Source organism: Rhodococcus sp. IEGM 1406 (assembly GCF_030056745.1).
Classification (GTDB): domain Bacteria; phylum Actinomycetota; class Actinomycetes; order Mycobacteriales; family Mycobacteriaceae; genus Rhodococcus_F; species Rhodococcus_F erythropolis.
On the sequence record NZ_JASHKO010000006.1, the window covers coordinates 212915 to 232160 of the forward strand.

The 19246-nt window shown below is 62.5% G+C and carries 18 protein-coding genes; 8 read left to right on the top strand and 10 right to left on the bottom strand.

The window, feature by feature from the left end; genetic code table 11:
• From QM596_RS26155 to QM596_RS26170, 4 genes are read right to left on the bottom strand one after another with little or no spacing between them, the layout of a single operon-like run.
• Entirely contained in the window at positions 1-1719 is a 1719-nt protein-coding gene (locus QM596_RS26155) for a vWA domain-containing protein (protein ID WP_283310270.1), read from the bottom strand.
• Between the two features lie 57 nt (positions 1720-1776).
• Entirely contained in the window at positions 1777-2490 is a 714-nt protein-coding gene (locus QM596_RS26160) for a type 1 glutamine amidotransferase (protein ID WP_019746560.1), read from the bottom strand.
• Positions 2483-3736, bottom strand: a complete 1254-nt coding sequence (locus QM596_RS26165; protein ID WP_283310271.1) for a MurT ligase domain-containing protein — start codon at positions 3734-3736, stop codon at positions 2483-2485. The genes QM596_RS26160 and QM596_RS26165 overlap by 8 nt, the downstream gene beginning before the upstream one ends.
• Positions 3737-3761: 25 nt before the next feature.
• Complete coding sequence (locus tag QM596_RS26170; RefSeq protein ID WP_070385887.1) at positions 3762-4703, bottom strand: EamA family transporter; 942 nt, start codon at positions 4701-4703, stop codon at positions 3762-3764.
• Between the two features lie 90 nt (positions 4704-4793).
• Between QM596_RS26170 and QM596_RS26175 the strand changes: the two genes are divergently transcribed.
• Entirely contained in the window at positions 4794-5687 is an 894-nt protein-coding gene (locus QM596_RS26175) for a LysR family transcriptional regulator (RefSeq protein WP_069147130.1), read from the top strand.
• A 95-nt stretch (positions 5688-5782) separates the two neighbouring features.
• Here QM596_RS26175 and QM596_RS26180 read toward each other — a convergent pair whose 3' ends face one another.
• Entirely contained in the window at positions 5783-6160 is a 378-nt protein-coding gene (locus QM596_RS26180; protein WP_020968226.1) for a PLDc N-terminal domain-containing protein, read from the bottom strand.
• A 248-nt stretch (positions 6161-6408) separates the two neighbouring features.
• Positions 6409-8217: a 2-isopropylmalate synthase gene (gene leuA / locus QM596_RS26185; RefSeq protein ID WP_283310272.1), complete on the bottom strand. Its 1809-nt coding sequence runs from the start codon at positions 8215-8217 to the stop codon at positions 6409-6411.
• Between the two features lie 270 nt (positions 8218-8487).
• On the opposite strand from leuA, the gene QM596_RS26190 reads away from it, so the two are divergent.
• From QM596_RS26190 to QM596_RS26205, 4 genes are read left to right on the top strand one after another with little or no spacing between them, the layout of a single operon-like run.
• Positions 8488-8853, top strand: a complete 366-nt coding sequence (locus QM596_RS26190) for a DUF8021 domain-containing protein (RefSeq protein ID WP_003943492.1) — start codon at positions 8488-8490, stop codon at positions 8851-8853.
• On the top strand, positions 8853-9806 hold the full coding sequence (locus tag QM596_RS26195) for a hypothetical protein (protein ID WP_046377823.1): 954 nt from the start codon (positions 8853-8855) through the stop codon (positions 9804-9806). Before QM596_RS26190 ends, QM596_RS26195 begins: the two co-directional genes overlap by 1 nt.
• 49 nt (positions 9807-9855) lie before the next feature.
• Positions 9856-11121, top strand: a complete 1266-nt coding sequence (locus QM596_RS26200) for an aspartate kinase (RefSeq protein WP_019746567.1) — start codon at positions 9856-9858, stop codon at positions 11119-11121.
• Between the two features lie 6 nt (positions 11122-11127).
• Positions 11128-12162, top strand: a complete 1035-nt coding sequence (locus QM596_RS26205) for an aspartate-semialdehyde dehydrogenase (RefSeq protein ID WP_283310273.1) — start codon at positions 11128-11130, stop codon at positions 12160-12162.
• A 62-nt stretch (positions 12163-12224) separates the two neighbouring features.
• On the opposite strand, the gene QM596_RS26210 is transcribed toward QM596_RS26205, so the two are convergent.
• Together QM596_RS26210 and QM596_RS26215 are read right to left on the bottom strand one after the other, a co-directional pair.
• Positions 12225-12566 (bottom strand): Imm51 family immunity protein, encoded by a 342-nt coding sequence (locus QM596_RS26210; RefSeq protein WP_020968228.1) that lies wholly within the window; start codon positions 12564-12566, stop codon positions 12225-12227.
• A 43-nt stretch (positions 12567-12609) separates the two neighbouring features.
• Positions 12610-13251, bottom strand: coding sequence for a TetR/AcrR family transcriptional regulator (locus QM596_RS26215; RefSeq protein WP_042950461.1), 642 nt, complete (start codon positions 13249-13251; stop codon positions 12610-12612).
• A gap of 159 nt (positions 13252-13410) precedes the next feature.
• On the opposite strand from QM596_RS26215, the gene QM596_RS26220 reads away from it, so the two are divergent.
• Both QM596_RS26220 and QM596_RS26225 read left to right on the top strand, forming a co-directional pair.
• The gene (locus tag QM596_RS26220; protein WP_283310275.1) at positions 13411-15192 is read left to right on the top strand and encodes an acyl-CoA dehydrogenase family protein; all 1782 of its coding nucleotides are present in this window, start codon (positions 13411-13413) and stop codon (positions 15190-15192) included.
• A 1-nt stretch (position 15193) separates the two neighbouring features.
• Positions 15194-16126: an oxygenase MpaB family protein gene (locus QM596_RS26225; protein WP_020968231.1), complete on the top strand. Its 933-nt coding sequence runs from the start codon at positions 15194-15196 to the stop codon at positions 16124-16126.
• 84 nt (positions 16127-16210) lie between these two features.
• On the opposite strand, the gene QM596_RS26230 is transcribed toward QM596_RS26225, so the two are convergent.
• Both QM596_RS26230 and QM596_RS26235 read right to left on the bottom strand, forming a co-directional pair.
• Positions 16211-17515, bottom strand: a complete 1305-nt coding sequence (locus tag QM596_RS26230; protein WP_283310276.1) for an HNH endonuclease signature motif containing protein — start codon at positions 17513-17515, stop codon at positions 16211-16213.
• Positions 17516-17564: 49 nt separating this feature from the next.
• The gene (locus QM596_RS26235) at positions 17565-18341 is read right to left on the bottom strand and encodes a TetR/AcrR family transcriptional regulator (protein WP_283310277.1); all 777 of its coding nucleotides are present in this window, start codon (positions 18339-18341) and stop codon (positions 17565-17567) included.
• Positions 18342-18406: 65 nt separating this feature from the next.
• On the opposite strand from QM596_RS26235, the gene QM596_RS26240 reads away from it, so the two are divergent.
• Positions 18407-19246, top strand: a complete 840-nt coding sequence (locus QM596_RS26240; RefSeq protein ID WP_283310278.1) for an alpha/beta fold hydrolase — start codon at positions 18407-18409, stop codon at positions 19244-19246.

The window sequence follows — 19246 nt, forward strand, 5'->3', positions numbered from 1 at the left end:
TCATTCGGCGGCAAGGAATATCGCCTTGGTGACGGCGACGGTCTCCAGCGGTCCCTTCGACGGTCCGACCAGCACGGTCCACCGATCTTCGGAACGATCGATCGGATAGGTGCTTTCGGCCCATACGATGGGTGTATCCGTCCCTTGCCCTCGGCAGGAGTAGGCGCCCGCCAGACGGGGGCCGGATTCGGCAGAGGGCCACGAACCGCCGTGCCGGACGCGGCAGAGAAGGCCGTTCTCGAGTTCGAGCCCGAAGGGAGTCGGGTCGGCGGGCGGCGGATAGGCCTCGACGCCGTCCACGCCTCGAGCGGTGATCAGTTCTGTTCCCCAGGGAAATTGCAGGCAGAGAATCGAATCGGGCTCCGGGCCGACCCAACACGCGTCCGCCCCGTCTGCGGTGCTTCCGCAGGTGATGACTCCCGGCGTGACGGCCGACTGAGATGCTCCGTAGCACTCGCTGATCTTCATGGCCGGTGTCTTGACACTCCAACCGGATTTGGGTTTGCCGGAACCGTCGACGGCAACAAGATTCACGATCTCGGTGGGTGTACCGCCCGCCGATGATCCCGCAGTCGCGGGCAAGCACCGGCAGAGGACTATGCGGGTGATAGTTCCCTCATCCGCTTTCTTGCCTTCGGGTGTGAAGGTGATGCGATACCCGGTTCCTGCTTCGGAGTCGGCCGGAAAGACTGCAACCGATTCGCCGTCGGAATTGGTTGTGGCAGTGAAGGGACCGTACAGTTCGGCGGCGCGCTGCATCTTCTGGCCGACGGCCAGTCCGTCCAGTGTGACAGCACCGGTCCGGGGTGCAATTTCGACGAGAACGCCATCGGTAAAGGTCAATTCGCAGTCTTGCCATTCGACCACCACCGTTCCGGTCTTCGATACCGACGCCAGATCGTCGGCCGCTTTCCGTGCGTCCTCCTCCGTCTTGCCGATCCGAAGGTTACGGAAGCCGCTGGTGGAGAGTCGCTCCCGTGCGGATTCGGGATTCGAGGCAACCGCCAGCCGTGCGGTGAGTTGCGCTGCGTTGGCGGCGTCGATCGCCATGCCCCCGGTCGCGTCGGCGATGCATTTCAACTGGCCGGACGCAGCGGCGTCGAGCTTGAATCCGATTGTGTGGATAGTCAGGTCAGGATCGTGAGGTATCGCTTCCGTGGACTCACATGGAGGTTCGGTTGAGCAGGTGTCCTCTCCGTCGGCGACGAGGATGATCGTGCGCTCGCCATCGGTCGGGAGTGCGGCGGCGGCTTGTTGAAGCGCAGCCATGATCGGCGTGTATCCCGACGCGGACAACCCGTCGATTCCCGCTGCGAATGCATTTCGATCGAGTGGTCCGAGTGGCACGACGGTCTTGATGTCGCGGCAACCCGCGTCCTTCTCGGCGTCGCTGCTACCTGTGGCGGTGCCGTACGCGATCAGACCGAGCGCTGTGTCGTCTGGAAGACCACTGACAAGAGTGTGAATCGCGTTCTTGGCGGCATCGATTCGAGGACCGGGAGCGTCGTCCTGCTTCATCGACCCCGAGGCGTCCAGGACGATGATGCTAGGCGCCGTTGCGCTCGCCTCTGAAACCGGATCAGCAGTGACACTTGCCTGCTGGGGCCCGCCTACTTCCTGGGTCCCACCTGCTTCTTTGGGCCCGCCACTGCCCTGCGTCGAACACCCGACGGCAATGATCGCAGTCGCCGCAATACAGATCGCCACACGAAGACGCATGGAATGAGGCTACGAGGTGCCGCCGCCCACCAACAGTCGTCCGAACGGACGACAGGCTCAGCGAATCGCGAGCCGCTCCTTGCGGAGCTTGTCGACCTCGGGCAGATGCAGGGGTTCGAGTTCGTTGACGCCCAAGGCCCGCATGAGAAGGAGGTCCGCGAGTTCCGGATTCCGGGCCAAGGCGGGTCCGTGCATGTACGTCCCGATCACCGAACCCTGTACGACGCCTTCGAATCCGTCGCCGACGCCGTTTCCGACACCATGGGTGACACGTGCGAATCCAGAGGCTGAGCTACCCAGAGTTGTTCCGCCGCGGTGATTCTCGAAACCTGAGAGAGGTGCTGTGAGCCCGTCGATCAAGGGCTTCGTGATGACCTCGCCGATGGAACGCTTCTCCTGCGGAGAGGTCGTGACGTCGAGCATCGAGACACCGTCGACGCGTTCGCCGCTGGAGGTTTCGTACCAGTTGCCGAGCACCTGAATGGCAGCGCAGATCGCCAGAACAGGTGCGCCGCGCTCGGCGGCGCGTTGCAGGCCAGGGTATTTCGCGAGATGGCGCGTTGCGAGTCGCTGAGCGGAATCCTCGGCGCCACCCAATGTGTACACGTCGAGCGAATCGGGGACCGGATCGCTCAAGGTGATGTCCACGATTTCGGCGTCGTAGCCGCGCATCCGCAGACGCTGACGCAGGATCAGGGCATTGCCGCCGTCGCCGTAGGTGCCCATGACGTCGGGGAGAACCAGTCCGATGCGAATTGTCGAGTCAGACATTGCGAGATTCCTTCGCGATGGCGGTGTTGAGATCACGGAAGGCTGTGTAGTTCGCCAGTACTTCCACGCGTCCGGGAGGGCAGGAAGCGATGGCGCGCAACGGATCCGGATCGAGGGTGTGCTCGACGCCTGCGTAAGTGAGGCGAACGGCGAGATCGGTTCCGCGTTCGCCGGCGGCCACTACCTTTACGCCTTCGAAGTGTTCGAACTTCACGTCCCACAGCCAGGAGAGGTCCTCGCCGTCCGGCACCTGACCGTTCACCGCGATGACCAGGCCGTCCACCGTGGGATCGATCATCGACAGCGCTTCCTGCCAACCGGCGGGATTCTTCGCGAGCAGCATGTGAACGGAGTGCGGTCCGACCTCGACGGTGCTGTAGCGGCCGGCGACTTCCTGGACCGTCGACGCGGCGGCAACTGCCCCGACCGGATCTGCGCCCAAAGCAGCCGCAGCAGCTACGGCCTGAGCGGCGTTACCGCGGTTGGCTTTTCCGGGGAGAGTCAACGTCATCGGAATCTTCAGGCCGTCGGGGCCGTAGAGATTGTCGTCGTCGAGCCACCAGGTCGGCTCGGGCCGCGCGAAGTCGGAACCGGTACTGCGCCAGTGCTTTCCCTCCCACACGATGGGTTCACCGGTGCGCGGGCAGCTGACGGAATCGCCGGCCCAGCCGCCGCCGGCAGCAACCCACACGACGTTGGCGGCGTCGTACGCCACGGAGGTGACCAGTACGTCATCGCAGTTGGCGACGATCACCGCGTTCGGATGCGCATTGACGCACGCGCGGAGCTTCCGCTCGATCATGTTGATCTCGCCGACCCGGTCGAGCTGATCGCGGCTGAGATTGAGCAGCACGATCACTTCCGGGTTCACGGCGTCGGCTACGTGGGGGACGTGCAGTTCGTCGACCTCGAGTGCTGCCAGCGTTGCGTCCGTACGCGCGGCCAGAGCGGCCACGATCCCGGCATCCATGTTGGCGCCGTCGGCCTGCGTGGCGACGTCACCGAGTGTCGCGAGCGCTGCGGCGGTCATACGCGTGGTCGTCGACTTGCCGTTGGTGCCCGTGACCACGACGGTGCGCTTGCCGCGTCCGAGCTGAGTCATGAGCGTCGGGTCGATCTTGAGGGCGATCAACCCGCCGATCATCGAACCCTTGCCGCGACCGGCCTTCTGCGATGCCCAAGATGCTGCTGCGGCAGCTCGCATGGCGAGCTTTCCGCGCACTGTGATCGATAGTCCAGTTCCCACGGCCCGAGTTTGGCACAGGGCATCGTCAGACGCCGAGTCGCGCCGGTGGTGAGGCTGCAGGTGTGTCCGAGAAAACAGTGTTCGCGGGCTTGCGCCTCATCTGTGCGGCACTCGCTCCGGCGATCACGATGACTGCCCCGACCAGGGACAACGGGCTCGGATCCTCGTGCAGGAACAGCCAGGACGCGCCGATTCCCACTACCGGTACCAGCAAGGAGAGCGGCGCCACCATGCCGGCGGGATAGCGGCCCATGAGCATCGTCCAGAGCCCGGATCCGGCGATGGTGCCGAGCAGAATGATGTAGGCCAGCCCGACCAGTGACGGCCAGGCGTCGGCGCTGAACGCGGTACCAAGTGCGTGCCATCCGACGGTGGGGCCTTCGACCACCGCGGACAGGGCGAGCATCGGCAACGGCGGGATGACGCACATCCACAGCATCAAGCGCATCGGTGCGGGCTCGCCGACGGTGTTCGCTGCGGCCAAGCGGCTGCCGAGATTGCCGAACGCCCAGGACAGGCCGCCGAGGAGCGTGAGGATCACTGGCAGCAGTGCCGCGTGGTGTGAACGGTCCCAGCCGATCAACGACATACCGACTACGGCGACGGCGATCCCGGAGACCTGCCAGACGCTGAGCTTCTCGCGGAGCAGGAACGCGCCGAGTAGGACGGTGAACGGCGCGGACGACTGCAGGACCAGTGATGCGAGACCCGTCGGCATCCCCGAATGCATCGCCCAGAAGAGGAAGACGAACTGGCCGAATCCGAAACCGAATCCGTAGAGCAGCAACCAACGGAGCGGTACCTGCGGACGCGGCACGAAGATGACCACCGGAATCGCGATGATCAGGAACCGCAGCGCCGCGAAGAAGAACGGCGGGAAATGATCCAGGCCGACGCGAATGGCCAGGAAGTTCAGACCCCACAAGACGATCACGGTCAGGCCGAGGAGACGGTCGCGGGGAGTCATGACGTTAATCGTGAGCCGTACGAAGCATCAGAACAAGCGAATATAGATGCACTATCCATGTAGTTTTGCTACATGGATATTCGTCACCGTATGGATGCCACGCGCTTGCGGATCCTCCGTGAGCTCGCCGACCGAAGAACCGTCGGCGCTACTGCTCTCGCTCTCTCGATGACACCGTCCGCCGTCTCGCAACAACTCAAGATCCTCGGCCGAGAGGCGGGGGTCTCGCTCCTCGAACCGGACGGGCGCACGCTGCGCCTCACCGACGCTGGTCGAGCGCTGGTGCTCCGCGCCGACGACGTGGTGGCGGCGCTCGACCGGGCAGCGGACGAGATGGCGTCGTACCGAGGCTCGCCGCGCGGCAAGGTGCGAGTCGCGTTCTTTCCCTCCGGAGCAGCTCTCCTGCTGCCCGGCGTCCTGACGGCGCTGAAGAACTCGGACGTGGACATCGACGCCCACGACGTCGACAAACCGGCGTCGGCCGTCCCTGGACTGTTGGCCGATCACGACGTGATCCTCACTCACCGTGACGAACGCGGCGCCGAGACCTCGTTTCCCCGGGTCAGCGTGCAACCGCTGATGCGTGAACCGATTGATCTGGTGCTGCGGCCTGATCATCCACTCGCCGAGCAGGATTCGGTCCGGTTGGAACAATTGGCCGACGAGAACTGGATCAGCGTGCGCGGCGGGTTTCCGGTCGACGACGTTCTGTTGTCCGTTGCATCTGTCACCGGGGTCCAACCTCGAGTCGCTCATCGGATAAACGATTTCCGAGTTATCGAAGAGTTGGTGGCGGCGGGCCACGGTGTGGCTTTGATGCCGCGTTACGCGATCACACATCCTGGAGTGTCGAGGAAACCGGTGGCAGGCGTGCGCGCTGCACGCGTTTATGAATTGGCAACTCGATTACACATCGACCGCAGCCCGGCTATCGGAGTGGTTCTCGACGCTTTTCGCGACGTCGCCCGGGCGGTCGGTGAATGAACGGCGGATGGTGAATGAATACGAAACGGGAGCGACACGATTAGTGTCGCTCCCGTTTCGGTAGTGCAATCCTCACTGATTAGTGAGGGCCTGAATCAGGCGAGGGCCTTGGCCTTCAGCGCTGCGAATTCTTCTTCGCTGATGGTGCCGGCGTCGAGAAGTGCCTTTGCATCTGCGATGGACTCGGCCGGGGACTTTCCGGCAACCTCACGGATGTAGCTGTCCTGTGCATTCTTGACCTGCTGAGCAGCCTCCATGGAGCGCTGGGCCATTCCGTCGCTTCGGACGATCAGATAGACGAGCGAGGTGAGCAGCGGAATGAAGAACAGGAAGACGATCCAGATTGCCTTTACCCAGCCGGAAGTCTTGTGATCGCGGAATAGGTCGGTGATGATCGAGAAGAGCAGGATCAGGTACGCGATGAACGCGAAGCTGATGATGATCAGCCAGAGGAAGTCCCAAAAGGAATCCATTGTCGAGCCCCATTTCACAAGTCGGATTTGTCTGAGGTGACTATCTCACGTGCCGGGGTCGGCTGCATCATCCTCGATGGGTGAATCCTGTTTGTTAACTTCGCTAAGCGACTCTTTCGGGACCTATGTCATGCCGAAGCGAAAACACGGACCGAAGAACTTCTGTGCCGTGAAAACAACCCTGGTCTCACCCGAAAATCAGGTGAGACCAGGGTTTGTTCAAGAGCCGGGTTCGTATTGCGTGAGTGTCAGCTCGCGCGGTTCACTGCCGAAACCACGGCGCGCAGCGACGCCGTCGTGATCGACGTGGCGATACCCACACCCCAGACGACGGTGCTCTGACCGTCCGGGCCAGTCACTGCGCACTCGACGTAGGCCGCCGCTTGGGCGTCGTCGCCGGCGGACATTGCGTGCTCGGAGTAGTCGAGGACACGAACGTCGAAGTTGATGCTTCCCAGCGCGTCGACGAAGGCAGCGAGCGGGCCGTTACCGGTTCCCGAGATCTCCTGCTCCTTGCCGTTCACCTTGACGATGGCGGTGATGGCGTCGGTGCCGCCGTCCTCCTCGGAGGCGGTGACCTTCTGCTTCATGCGCTCGAGCGGGGTGACGGGGGCGAGGTACTCCTCGTGGAAGACGTCCCACATTTCCTTCGGCGAGACCTCGCCGCCTTCGCCGTCGGTGATCTTCTGGACCGACTGCGAGAACTCGACCTGCAGACGACGCGGCAGCACCAGACCGTGATCGGCCTTCATGATGTACGCGACGCCGCCCTTGCCGGACTGCGAGTTCACGCGGATGACGGCCTCGTAGCTGCGGCCGACGTCCTTGGGGTCGATCGGCAGGTAGGGGACCTGCCAGAGAATGTCGTCGACGTCCGAGTCCTGGTTGTCGGCGTCGACCTTCATGGCGTCGAGGCCCTTGTTGATCGCGTCCTGGTGGCTGCCGGAGAACGCGGTGTAGACCAGGTCGCCGCCGTACGGATGACGCTCGTGGACGGGCAGTTGGTTGCAGTACTCGACCGTGCGACGGATCTCGTCGATGTTCGAGAAATCGATCTGCGGGTCGACGCCGCGCGTGAACATGTTCAGCGCGAGGGTGACCAGGCAGACGTTGCCGGTGCGCTCACCGTTACCGAACAGGCAGCCTTCGATGCGGTCTGCGCCGGCCTGGTAGCCCAGCTCGGCTGCAGCGACGCCGGTGCCGCGGTCGTTGTGGGGGTGCAGCGACAGGATGACCGAATCGCGGCGGGCCAGGTTGCGGTCCATCCACTCGATGGAGTCGGCGTACACGTTGGGTGTCGCCATCTCGACGGTGGCGGGCAGGTTCAGGATGACCGGGTTGGCAGGCGTCGCACCCAGGGTTTCGGTGACGGCGTCACATACTTCCTTGGCGTACTCGAGCTCGGTGCCGGTGTAGGACTCGGGCGAGTATTCCCAGCGCCAGTTGGTGTCCGGGTACTTCTTCGACTCGGCCAGGACCAGTTCGGCGGCGTCGGTGGCGATCTTCTTGATCGTGTCCTTGTCGGCGCGGAACACGACGCGGCGCTGCAGGATCGAGGTGGAGTTGTAGAAGTGCACGATTGCGTTCTCGGCACCTTCGCACGCCTCGAATGTGCGCTTGATCAGTTCGGGACGCGACTGCGTCAGCACCTGGATGGTGACATCGGACGGGATCGCGCCGTCCTCGATGATCTCGCGAACGAAGTCGAAGTCGGTCTGGCTCGCGGACGGGAATCCGACCTCGATCTCCTTGTAGCCCATACGGACCAGGAGATCGAACATGCGACGCTTGCGCGCCGGGCTCATCGGATCGATCAGCGCCTGGTTGCCGTCGCGCAGGTCAACGGCACACCACTGGGGTGCTCGGTCGATGATCTTGTCCGGCCAGGTGCGGTCGGGCAGCGTGACCGTCTCGACCTCTTCGGCGAACGGGCGGTAGCGGAACGTCGGCATCGACGAGTTCTTCTGCGTGTTCCACGCAGGCTGGTCGGAAGGTGCCGGCTTCGTGGGCGGGGTAATGGTGCGAGTGCCGGTGGTGAATGCGTCAGCGGGGGACATTGGTGTGATCTCCAGGATTGTGGACCTGGCCTGATGACCTGTTGGTCAAGACCATGAGTCCGGAAGGCTTGGTCGACCGGCGCACAAAAACCCCGCGGCGGGAGGCCAGTCTGGATCAGACCCCGTCGCGGCAACCAAGAAGGAGTGCGCGCTGCATGCACAGCACTCTACTCCTGGATTTCGCGAGAAATCGGTGGGGTTCGCCCTCATGTCCAATTTGTCGCCGAATTGTGCTGCCGTTTCGGCCTCGAAAATGGTGGACTGTCGTCCATGGATCCCCGAATCGCCGTGGCGAGCACGTACCTCGACGCGCTCCGTAGTCACGATGGCAGTTCCGTACCGCTGGCTCCGGACGCGGTACGTCACGAGGTCGGGTTGAAGACCGGATTTTCGGGGAATCATTTGCGGCGCAGCCTTTCCGGAGGTCCTCAGTATCGCGTGATCCGCGACATTCGTGAGGTGGAGTGGACGGTCGACGGGGACGACCTGACGGCTGACTACCTCCTTGACGCCGGGTTGTTCGGGCGCAACCTGATGACCGTTCGGGTTACCGAGACCTTCCGGATACCCGCTGACGATCACCGCATTCACCACATCACCGCGAAGATTCGACCGGCGCGCGCCAAGCACACGTGATGCGCTCGATCCGCTGGATCGTCTGTTCACTGCTGATCGTTCTCGCTGGTCTCGGTTTTGCCGGCTCGGTGCTCGCGCTGTTCGTCCACACCCAGGTGAACGACACCGACAGCTATGTCGAGTCCGTTGCCCCGCTGGCTGCCGACCCCGCTGTCCAATCGGCGGTCGTTGATCGGCTGACCGAGGAATTGACGCAGCGGTTGGACGAGTTTCCGCAGGTGGTGACGAGACAGGCCGAGAGACTTGTTCGTGAGGCCGCTCAGTCGTTGGTCTCGAGCGACCAGTTTGCGACGCTCTGGACCGCGGCCAACCGTCGAGCGCACGCGCAACTTGCCGCGATGGTGACCGGCCGAGCCGCCGACGGCATAGTTCGGGCCGACGACAGCGGAACGGTCACCGTCTCCCTCGAACCGGTCATGACGGAACTGAGGACGAACCTGCGCGATCGCGGATTCACCGTGATCGATCGCCTCCCGGCGCTCGATCCGCAGTTCGAGATCCTGCAATCCGACGAGTTGGTGCGGGCCCAGGATTTCTCGAACACTCTCGACCGAGCAGCGACCTGGTTGCCGTGGGCGTCGGTGGCCTGCGCGATTGCGGCCGTCGTAGTTGCACCGGGGCGCATGCGCGCGCTGTCCCTGGTCGGGCTGGCGACGGCGGTGGCGATGATCGCCCTGCTGGTGGCGCTGGCCGTCGTGCGCCGGGTCTATTTACAGAATTCAGACATACCGTCGTCCGAGGCGGCTGTGGCGGTGTACGACGCGCTGGCAGTTTCCCTGGTCAGCAGTATCCGCGTGCTTCTCGCCTGCGGAGTTGCCGTCGCGGTGGTCGGTTACGTTGCCGGTGGTTCGCGTTCTGCGACGTTGATGCGAGCGCGGATCTCGCAACTGATCCCGCGCGGATCTGAGGCGAACAGCAGTACGCATCGGGAAGTCCCAGGACCACCTCGGTAAGCTCGACCTCTGGTATCTGTAAACAATTTCGACCTGGAGGTAGAAACGCGTGGCTCTCGTCGTCCAGAAGTACGGCGGATCCTCGGTGGCAACCGCCGAGCGCATCCGACGAGTCGCTGAACGGATCGTCGAGACCAAGAAGGCCGGCAATGATGTCGTCGTCGTGGTGTCAGCGATGGGCGATACCACCGATGAGCTGCTCGACCTGGCTCAGCAGGTGTGCCCTTCCCCGCCGGCCCGTGAAATGGACATGCTGCTGACCTCGGGTGAGCGCATCTCCAACTCCTTGGTAGCGATGGCAATTCACTCCCTCGGCGCCGAAGCTCGTTCGTTCTCGGGCTCACAAGCCGGAGTCATCACGACCGGCAGCCACGGAAACGCCAAGATCATCGACGTCACGCCGGGCCGTGTTCGTACCGCCCTCGACGAAGGCTCGATCGTTCTGGTCGCTGGATTCCAAGGCGTCAGCCAGGACAGCAAGGACATCACGACGCTCGGACGCGGTGGCTCCGACACCACCGCCGTTGCGTTGGCAGCTGCGCTCAACGCCGACGTGTGCGAGATCTACACCGACGTCGACGGCGTTTTCTCCGCCGACCCGCGCATCGTCCCCGACGCTCACCGCCTCGAGACGGTTTCCTTCGAGGAAATGCTCGAACTCGCAGCGTGTGGTGCCAAGGTGCTCATGCTCCGGTGCGTCGAGTACGCCCGTCGTTACAACGTGCCCGTGCACGTCCGTTCGTCATACACCACCAAGCCCGGAACAATCGTGTCCGGATCGATGGAGGACATTCCTGTGGAAGAGGCCCTGATCACCGGAGTCGCGCACGATCGCGGCGAAGCCAAGATCACCGTTGTCGGATTGCCGGACACACCGGGACATGCTGCCAAGGTGTTCCGCGCTGTCTCCGATGCCGAGATCAACATCGACATGGTGCTGCAGAACATCTCCAAGGTGGAGACCAACAAGACGGACATCACCTTCACGCTGCCGACCGCCGACGGCCCCCGCGCCGTCGAGATCCTGACCAAGCGTCAGGAAGACATCGGCTTCACGCAGATCTTGTTCGACGACCACATCGGCAAGGTTTCCCTGGTCGGTGCCGGAATGCGGAGCCACCCGGGCGTCACGGCCACGTTCTGTGAGGCCCTGGCCAAGGCCGACATCAACATCGATCTCATCTCGACCTCCGAGATTCGCATCTCCGTGCTGGTCAAGGACACCGAACTCGACGACGCCGTGCGCGTTATCCACGCCGCTTTCGGTCTCGGCGGCGACGAAGAAGCTGTAGTACACGCAGGAACAGGACGGTAATTTCTGATGACAACAATCGCTGTTGTCGGTGCGACCGGTCAGGTCGGCATCGTCATGCGCACTCTGCTCGAAGAACGTAACTTCCCCGCGGACAAGGTGCGGTTCTTTGCATCGGCACGCTCCGCCGGTAAGAAGCTGACGTTCCGCGGCGAAGAGATCGTTGTCGAGGATGCCGAAGCAACGTCCGACGAGGATCTGAAGGGCATCGACATCGCCCTCTTCTCCGCCGGTGCGACGCTGTCTCGTGTGCAGGCCCCGCGCTTTGCCGCGGCCGGTGCGGCGGTTGTCGACAACTCTTCCGCATGGCGCAAGGATCCCGAGGTTCCCCTCGTGGTCAGCGAGGTCAACCCGCAGGACACGAAGAACCTGGTCAAGGGCATCATCGCGAACCCCAACTGCACCACCATGGCAGCGATGCCGGTGCTGAAGGTTCTGCACGACGAAGCCGGTCTGCAGCGTCTGATCGTCTCCAGCTACCAGGCTGTGTCCGGTAGCGGCATCGCCGGCGTCGAGGAACTCCTCGGCCAGGTGCGCGCCGTTGTCGGTGACGCCGAGAAGCTGGTTCACGACGGCAGCGCCGTCGACTTCCCGGCCCCGAACAACTACGTCGCCCCCATCGCGTTCAACGTCCTGCCGCTGGCAGGTTCGCTGGTCGACGACGGAAGCGGCGAGACCGACGAGGATCAGAAGCTCCGTAACGAGAGCCGCAAGATCCTCGGACTTCCTGATCTGCTGGTTTCGGGCACCTGCGTGCGCGTTCCCGTCGTGACCGGACACTCGCTCGCGATCAACGCAGAGTTCGCGAACCCGCTCTCGGTCGCTCGTGCGAAGGAAATCCTCGCCGACGCTCCCGGAGTGGAGTTGGTCGAGGTTCCGACGCCGCTGGCCGCTGCCGGTGGCAACGCGTCGCTGGTCGGTCGTATCCGTCAGGATCCGGGTGTCCCGGAGGGACGCGGACTCGCGCTCTTCGTTTCGGGGGACAACCTCCGTAAGGGCGCCGCTCTCAACACGATTCAGATTGCCGAGCTGTTGGTCGGCTAGATCTTTTGTTCGGTACCGGCCCCGCACCTAGGTGTGGGGCCGGTGTCGTTTCAGTAGGAGCTCTAGTCGAGTTCGGAAATGGCGACCAGGCCGCCGAGGTACTCGGCATCCGAATACGCTTTGGCGAGAAGCACTCCGAGTTCACCAAGAGCTTCGTTGTCGCCGCCGTACGCAACAAACATGCCGGCCTCGGGATCGGTGCCGAAGCGGCCGTCCAGATGGGGAGCGTCGCGACCCACCACCGCATGGGCCACCGACGCCCAGTCGTAGCCGGAGCCTTCGAAACCCTCTACCTGCTCGAATACCGCTGCTACCTTGCCGAAATGCTGGTCGGTGAGCATCAGTGACCAGTTGCCCGGAGACGTTTCGAAAAGCTGTAGCGGTTCGATCGATGGTGATGTCATGCGTGTATTGAAGCAGATCCGACCGACAGGTTTCAGTGGTCTGCTAACGCCCGACCGACTGAGCGAGCGCAACGGCAAAACTGGAAAGTCTTTCTCGGGTATAGGTTTCGGGGTCGCTGACGGCCAGTCGTCCGAGCATTTCGGCAAACGACATCATGGTGTGTGCGAGGAGAACCGGATCAAGGCCTTCGAGCTTCGGTTCGAGGGCAATCCCGGCACGCGCCAGTTCTTCGGCGCGGGCGAAGACAGCTCCGCGAGAGAGCTTCAGCAAGCCGTGATACTCGCTGGGGGCGTTCTCGACAGACGTCAGAATCAGGCGCCAGCGCGTCGGGTTCTCCAGTACGGCGTCGACGAAGGCGCCAACGGTTCCGGTGTATGACGCCGCTGGGCCGAGTTCGCTCAGATCCGTCGGCATGGTTTCGAGCACCTGAGTGATGGCTCGCTCGTGCTCGCGGCGCAGGAGTGCGGCGACGAGATCGGTCCTGGTATCGAAAATCGTGTAGAGGACGGGCTTGCCGACGCCGGCTTCGGCAGCGACGGATTCCATGCTGAGGTTGTGCAGACCTACGCGGCCGGTGACCTCGAATGCTGCGTCGAGCAGCTGTTCGCGTCGTTGCTCGGGCGCCATGCGAGGGGCGTATTTGCGTCGCGGTGTATCCGTTGCGTCAGCTTGTGACCTGGTCATCGTGTGCCTCACCTCCGCTCCCACCCTAATCTGCCTGCCAATTCTTCGTGAATCATACGCAACCGTTGTATTCGTCGTCATCAATTGTTACGGTGGCGTTGTATTCGAAGAGGCGGTCAGTGAGGCGCCTCTGCCGAGATCTCTAGGAGAACAACCGCGATGACAGCGTCGACCTCTTTAGTGCCGAATGATCTGTTGCTCCATCCCTCCACTTACGATCGGCCGGAATTCGACGCGACCACGCGGAGACTGCTGGGCGCGACCGTCGACTGGTTCGAGGCGCGTGGAAAGAATCGACTTCTGGCCGACTATCACGACAAGACCTTTTACTCCGACTTCCTCGACTTCGCGGCAAAGGAAGGCCTGTTCGCGACTTTCCTGACCCCCGCCCGCGACAGCGGCGGTGACTCCGACAAGCGCTGGGATACCAGCCGTATCGCCGCGCTGTCCGAGATCCTCGGTTTCTACGGACTCAACTACTGGTACCCGTGGCAGGTGACCATTCTCGGCCTCGGGCCGGTGTGGCAGAGCGACAACGAGACTGCAAGGGCGCGAGCAGCTTCCGCTTTGGTTTCCGGAGGCGTTGCGGCATTCGGATTGTCCGAGAAAGAGCACGGCGCCGACGTCTACTCCACCGACATGGTCTTGACGTCGAACGGCAGCGGCGGGTACCTGGCCAGCGGTTCGAAGTACTACATCGGAAATGGCAACTGCGCCAACACGGTCTCTGTCTTCGGTCGCGTCGACGGAGTGGAGGGCGCCGATCAGTACGTCTTTTTCTACGCCGACTCGGACCATCCGGCATTTACCGTGGTGAAGAACATCGTTCCGGCCCAGATGTACGTAGCGGAGTTCTCACTCGTCGACTATCCCGTTGCGGCAGAGGATATCCTGCATACCGGCGAGGCAGCATTCAGTGCCGCACTCAACACCGTGAACATCGGAAAATTCAACCTGTGCTTCGGCGGAATCGGAATGTCGACTCATGCCTTGTACGAGACGATTACCCACGCGCACAATCGAATCCTGTTTGGCAATCCCGTCACGGCGTTCCCACACGTACGACGTGAATTCGTCGACGCGTACGCGCGCCTGCTGGCGATGAGGCTCTTCTCGGATCGTGCGGTGGACTACTTCCGCACCGCATCGCCCGAGGACCGCCGCTACCTCTTGTTCAATCCCGTCACCAAGATGAAGGTGACAACCGAGGCACAGAAGGTGATCGGACTGCTCTCCGACATCGCTGCGGCAAAGGGCTTCGAGAAGGACAGCTACCTCGCGGTGGCCAAGATGGATGTCGACGGGCTGCCCAAGCTCGAGGGGACCGTCGCCGTCAATCTCGCCCTGATCGCCAAGTTCATGCCGGCGTACCTCTTTGCCCCCGAGTCATTTCCGGCGATTCCGACGCGTAACGACGCAGCCGACGACGAGTTCCTGTTCCGTCAGGGCCCGGCACGGGGGTTGTCCAAGGTTCGATTCGACGACTGGCGAGCGGTGTACGCGAAGTTTGCGGATGTTCCCAACGTCGCACTGTTCGTGGAGCAGGCCGAAGCTCTCGTGACCCTCCTTGCCGAAGCTGCACCGGATGCGGCGCAGCAGGTCGACTTGGACTTCGGCCTGGCGATCACCGAACTCTTCACCCTCGTCGTCTACGGCCAGTTAATCCTCGAACAAGCCGAGATCTTGGGATTGGACGAGGGGCAGCGGAGCGATGGGGTGCTGGATCAGATCTTCGACGTCCTGGTCCGCGACTTCAGTGCTGCAGCGGTGGAGTTGTACGGAAAACCCAGCGCCAGTGAAGATCAGCAGCGGTTGGCTCTCGCATCTATTCGGCGCCCCAAATTCGCGGCCGAGCGATTCGAGTACGTCTGGCAGCAAGTAGTCGCCTTGTCTGGTGCCTACGAAATGAACGGTGCAGGGTCAACGAACGGGGAGGAATGAAATGTCTGAACTGACGATGAATCGACCGCGTGAGGATTACGGCTTCTTCGGCCCAGGATCACCCAGTTGGAAGATCTGGGCGGCTCCGACAGCATTGATCGGTTTCCAGCGGTCAGTGGTGCTCGAGCACTTCGACCCCTTCCTTGCTGCCGCGGTGGCAGATATGAGCGGGATCTACAGCGATCCCGCCGGGCGACTCGACCGAACCTTGGCGTACTTCCTGACCGTCGCCACTGCCGACGGGCGGACGGCACTGGCGTTGTCCGACCATCTCATGACGGTTCACGCTCAGGCCACGGGTATCGAACCGATCACCGGAACTCGTTACAGTGCAAACAATCCGGCGTCACAACTGTGGATCCACGTGACCGGTTGGCATTCGGTGCTCAAGTGCTACGAGATGTACGGGCCGGGCCCACTCTCCGCCGTCGAAGAGCAGCGGTACTGGGAAGAATGCGTGATCGCCGCCGAACTGCAGACATGCAAAGCGTCCGACGTTCCGCGCTCGCGAGATGAGGTACGGGAGTACTTCGCTGAAGTCAGGCCCAGATTGTGTACCTCCGAGCGTGCCAACCGGGCGATGCACTACTTGTTGAGAACGCCAAGGGCGCAGGGGAAGACGAAGTTCGCGACGTTCAGCCGATTGGTCGCGCCGGCCACTATCGCAACATTGCCGGGCTGGATGCGAACCATGGGCGGCTTCGATCAACCCGCTTTGTTGGACAGGGCAATTGCGCCCGCGGTGCGAACTGCGGTCCGGGTCGGCAGTTCACCGAAGAACATGACCACTGCTCTGAAGGTCATCGCGCCGATGACTGGCAAGGTGTTGGAGCGCCACCTGCGTGACGAGCAACCCCTCGACCCGAGAGTTGTCACGCCAGCGGAGATTCGGGAGCGATTCCCACGCACCACCAAAGTTCCGCAGGCGGTCTGACGGAATTCACGGCTTTCGGCACCGCATCGAGATCTGCTCGATGCGGTGCTGGCCCGTGTTCTGTTGTGCCCGAGGAGTACTACCTCAGGTTTTGAAGGTGGTGTTCGCGGGCCGTGGGTGCTGGCCGGGGTCGATCGAGGGTGGTGGGATGAACCAGGGTTTGTTGTCGGTGCCTATTCGGATTTCCCATTTCCCGACGAATCCGGTTTTTCGGTGCATCAATCGATGATGCGAACGGCACAGCAGGACAAGGTTGTTCATCACCGTCGGGCCACCGTTGGCCCAGTGCCGGATATGGTGCGCATCCGTCCAGGCGGGCACGCATGTGCAGCCGGGGAAGGCGCAACCCTTGTCCCGGGCGATCAACGCCACTCGCTGCTCCGCGGTGACCAACCGTTTCCCGGGTTTCGCATCGAGCGGCGCGCCGTGATCGTCGAGCAGCACGGTCGAGAGGAAACAGTCGCACCCGAGGAGTCTGGTCTGCGATACCGACAGTGGTCCGAGCCAGGGCATGTGCCCGACATCGAGATCCGACACAGCCGCTCCACCATCAGGAGCAGCGGGTGTTGCGGCGCAGTCACGGTGCTCCGCGAGATCACGGGCGTTGATGTGCACGTTCACGTGCGGACGCTGACCACCATCGACACCGGTTTTGGCGCAGTCGAGGTAACGGCGGATCAGTTCGGTGAACCCGTCCGCCGTGCGTTTCGCCGCAGACCGAGAATCCGGGGTTCCATCCGGTGCCGGGGTGGGCATCGTCAGATTCGACAACGCCGACAACAACATTTCGCCGGTGAGAGCGTCGAAATCCCCGCGCACCACCACCCGACCATTCAACGTCGACGCGATCCGGAGCTCGTTCCGATCGGTATCTTCGGCGGGCGGAATCTCATCGGATTCGAACACTTGCTCCAAGGTCGCGATGACGTTCCGTACTTTCGTGGTCGTGGCCTCCACGCCCGACGCGGCAGCCAACAACAAATCGATACAGCGAGGCAACGCGGCGTCCGGCATGCCCTTCGGTGGTGATTCGCAGAACGCCACGATCAACACGGCATGATCGAAGGAGCAGTCCCCGCCATCGAACCGGGCCGCCACCGCCGGAAAAGGCCGCAGCGCCGCACCCAGGTCGGCGATCTTCTTCCCGTCCCGAACCTGCAGCATCGTGTTGGCCGCCAACCAGGCACCGACACCGCGGCCGGCAATCACCTGATCATCGGGACGCATCGAGAGTTCGTCGACCACTGCCACACGAACAGCCTCGAGACGAAGAATCTCCGCACTCGCCTCAATAGCAGCAGCACGCAACTCAGAAGCAGACAACTGCCACAGACGTCCGCGCAACCCCACCGCAGAACCAGACACCACATCCGACAACAAGACACTCATTGAATCCCCCGATCCCCTACACACAAGAATACTCGAACATGCGTTCGAGTCAAGAGTGTTTTCGAATCCTCGATTCGATCCCGTCAAGGAGGATCTGTAGGCCCTGAGTAAATGACTCTTCGGTTTCTCGTTCGAGATAGAAGTCGCCGCCCGGTACCGGTGGGGCCTCCCGACCCAACTGCATCGTGTGGGGGAAGTCGTCCGCGAAATCCGGTGCAGCATCGGCCAGTGCAGCAGAAGACTCTGCCCACCAATGAGATTCGGAATCTCCGATGGTCGAGGCGCTCCGGATCTCAGCTAGGGTCCGCGCGGACCCCCGGATGAAATGGAAAATCATGCTCACCGATCTGCGGATGATCGGAGCATCGAGACCCGTGGAGTAGAGAATGGACAGGAGTGATTCGAGTCCTGCCTGCTCGTGCGGACCCAGGACGGGGCGCGCCAACGAGACATCCAATGTCCACGGATGGCGTGTATGTAGGGCGAAGAGTGCGGCGGCCCAGTCGGACAGTGCCATGCGCCAGTCGCCCGTGTCTGCGATCGGCGGTAGCTCGGCATGCACCCGGTCGTACATCAGGTCCAGTAGTTCGTCCTTTCCCGGTATGTAGGTGTACAGAGACATCGCAGTGCGGCCGAGGTGGTCGCCGATCATGCGCATCGACAACGGTGTCGTGGGGTTGGCGTCGGCGACTTCGATCGCGGCGTCAACGACTGAGTCCGTGGACAGCGCGGGCTTCGGTCCTCGGCGGCCGGAAGGCGTCTCGGGTTGACGCCACAGAAGTGAAATCGTGCGTGCGATATTGCGTCGGCCTGCCTGTTTGTTCATCTTGTCGCTTTCGTGGAGTCGCGCTATTCTTAATTACTTTACAGTGTAAAGATTTGGGAGTGGGCATGGTTGAGGCAAGACTTCACGACGGGACAACTATCGATGTCGAGGTTCTCGGACATGGCCCCGCCGTGCTGATGCCCGTGAATCCGATTTCGGCTACCGGCATCAAGGCTGACGAACTGCGCGCCTGGGGCGTTGACCCCTCGCTCGGTCGAACGTTCATGGAAGGGTTGGCGTCGAACTTCACTGTGGTTGCCTTCGACTACGAAGGGCACCGGATGGCGTCGCCCGCTCCGGACACGCTCACTCCCGACAACATCACGTCCGACATTCTGGCTGTGGCGAATTCGGCTGGGATCGACCAGTTCGCCTACTACGGATACTCCTGGCTGGCTCTGTGCGGATTGCAGTTGGCGCTGCGCACCGATCGTCTGACCGCACTGGTCATGGGTGGTTTCCCGCCGGTGGATGGGCTGTACAAGGCGATGCTCCAGGTTACCGAAGCTACACACCGCATGACGAGTGAACCGCCCCAGCGCACATCGCAGCCCACGGCATCATCAGACGAGTTCGATTGGAACTCCATCGACATTGCGTTGACCGGAGCGCAGACCCGGCAGTTCGTGACGCTGTACCGCGCACTTGGTGAATTCGACGATCGAACGATTCAAGGGCGCATCCTTTGTCCGCGAATGTGTTTCGTCGGTTCGCGAGACGTCATCGAATACGGTGACCGATGGGGTGGGGTACGGGTCGCGCCGGCCGATCTCGATCTCGACGCCGCTCGGTCAGCAGGGTGGGATATCGAGGTACTCGACGGTCTGGATCACACGCAGGCAATGCAACCGGCTCATGTTCTACCCATTCTCAAACCTTGGTTGGAGAAGGTGGTCGGTGTTTGA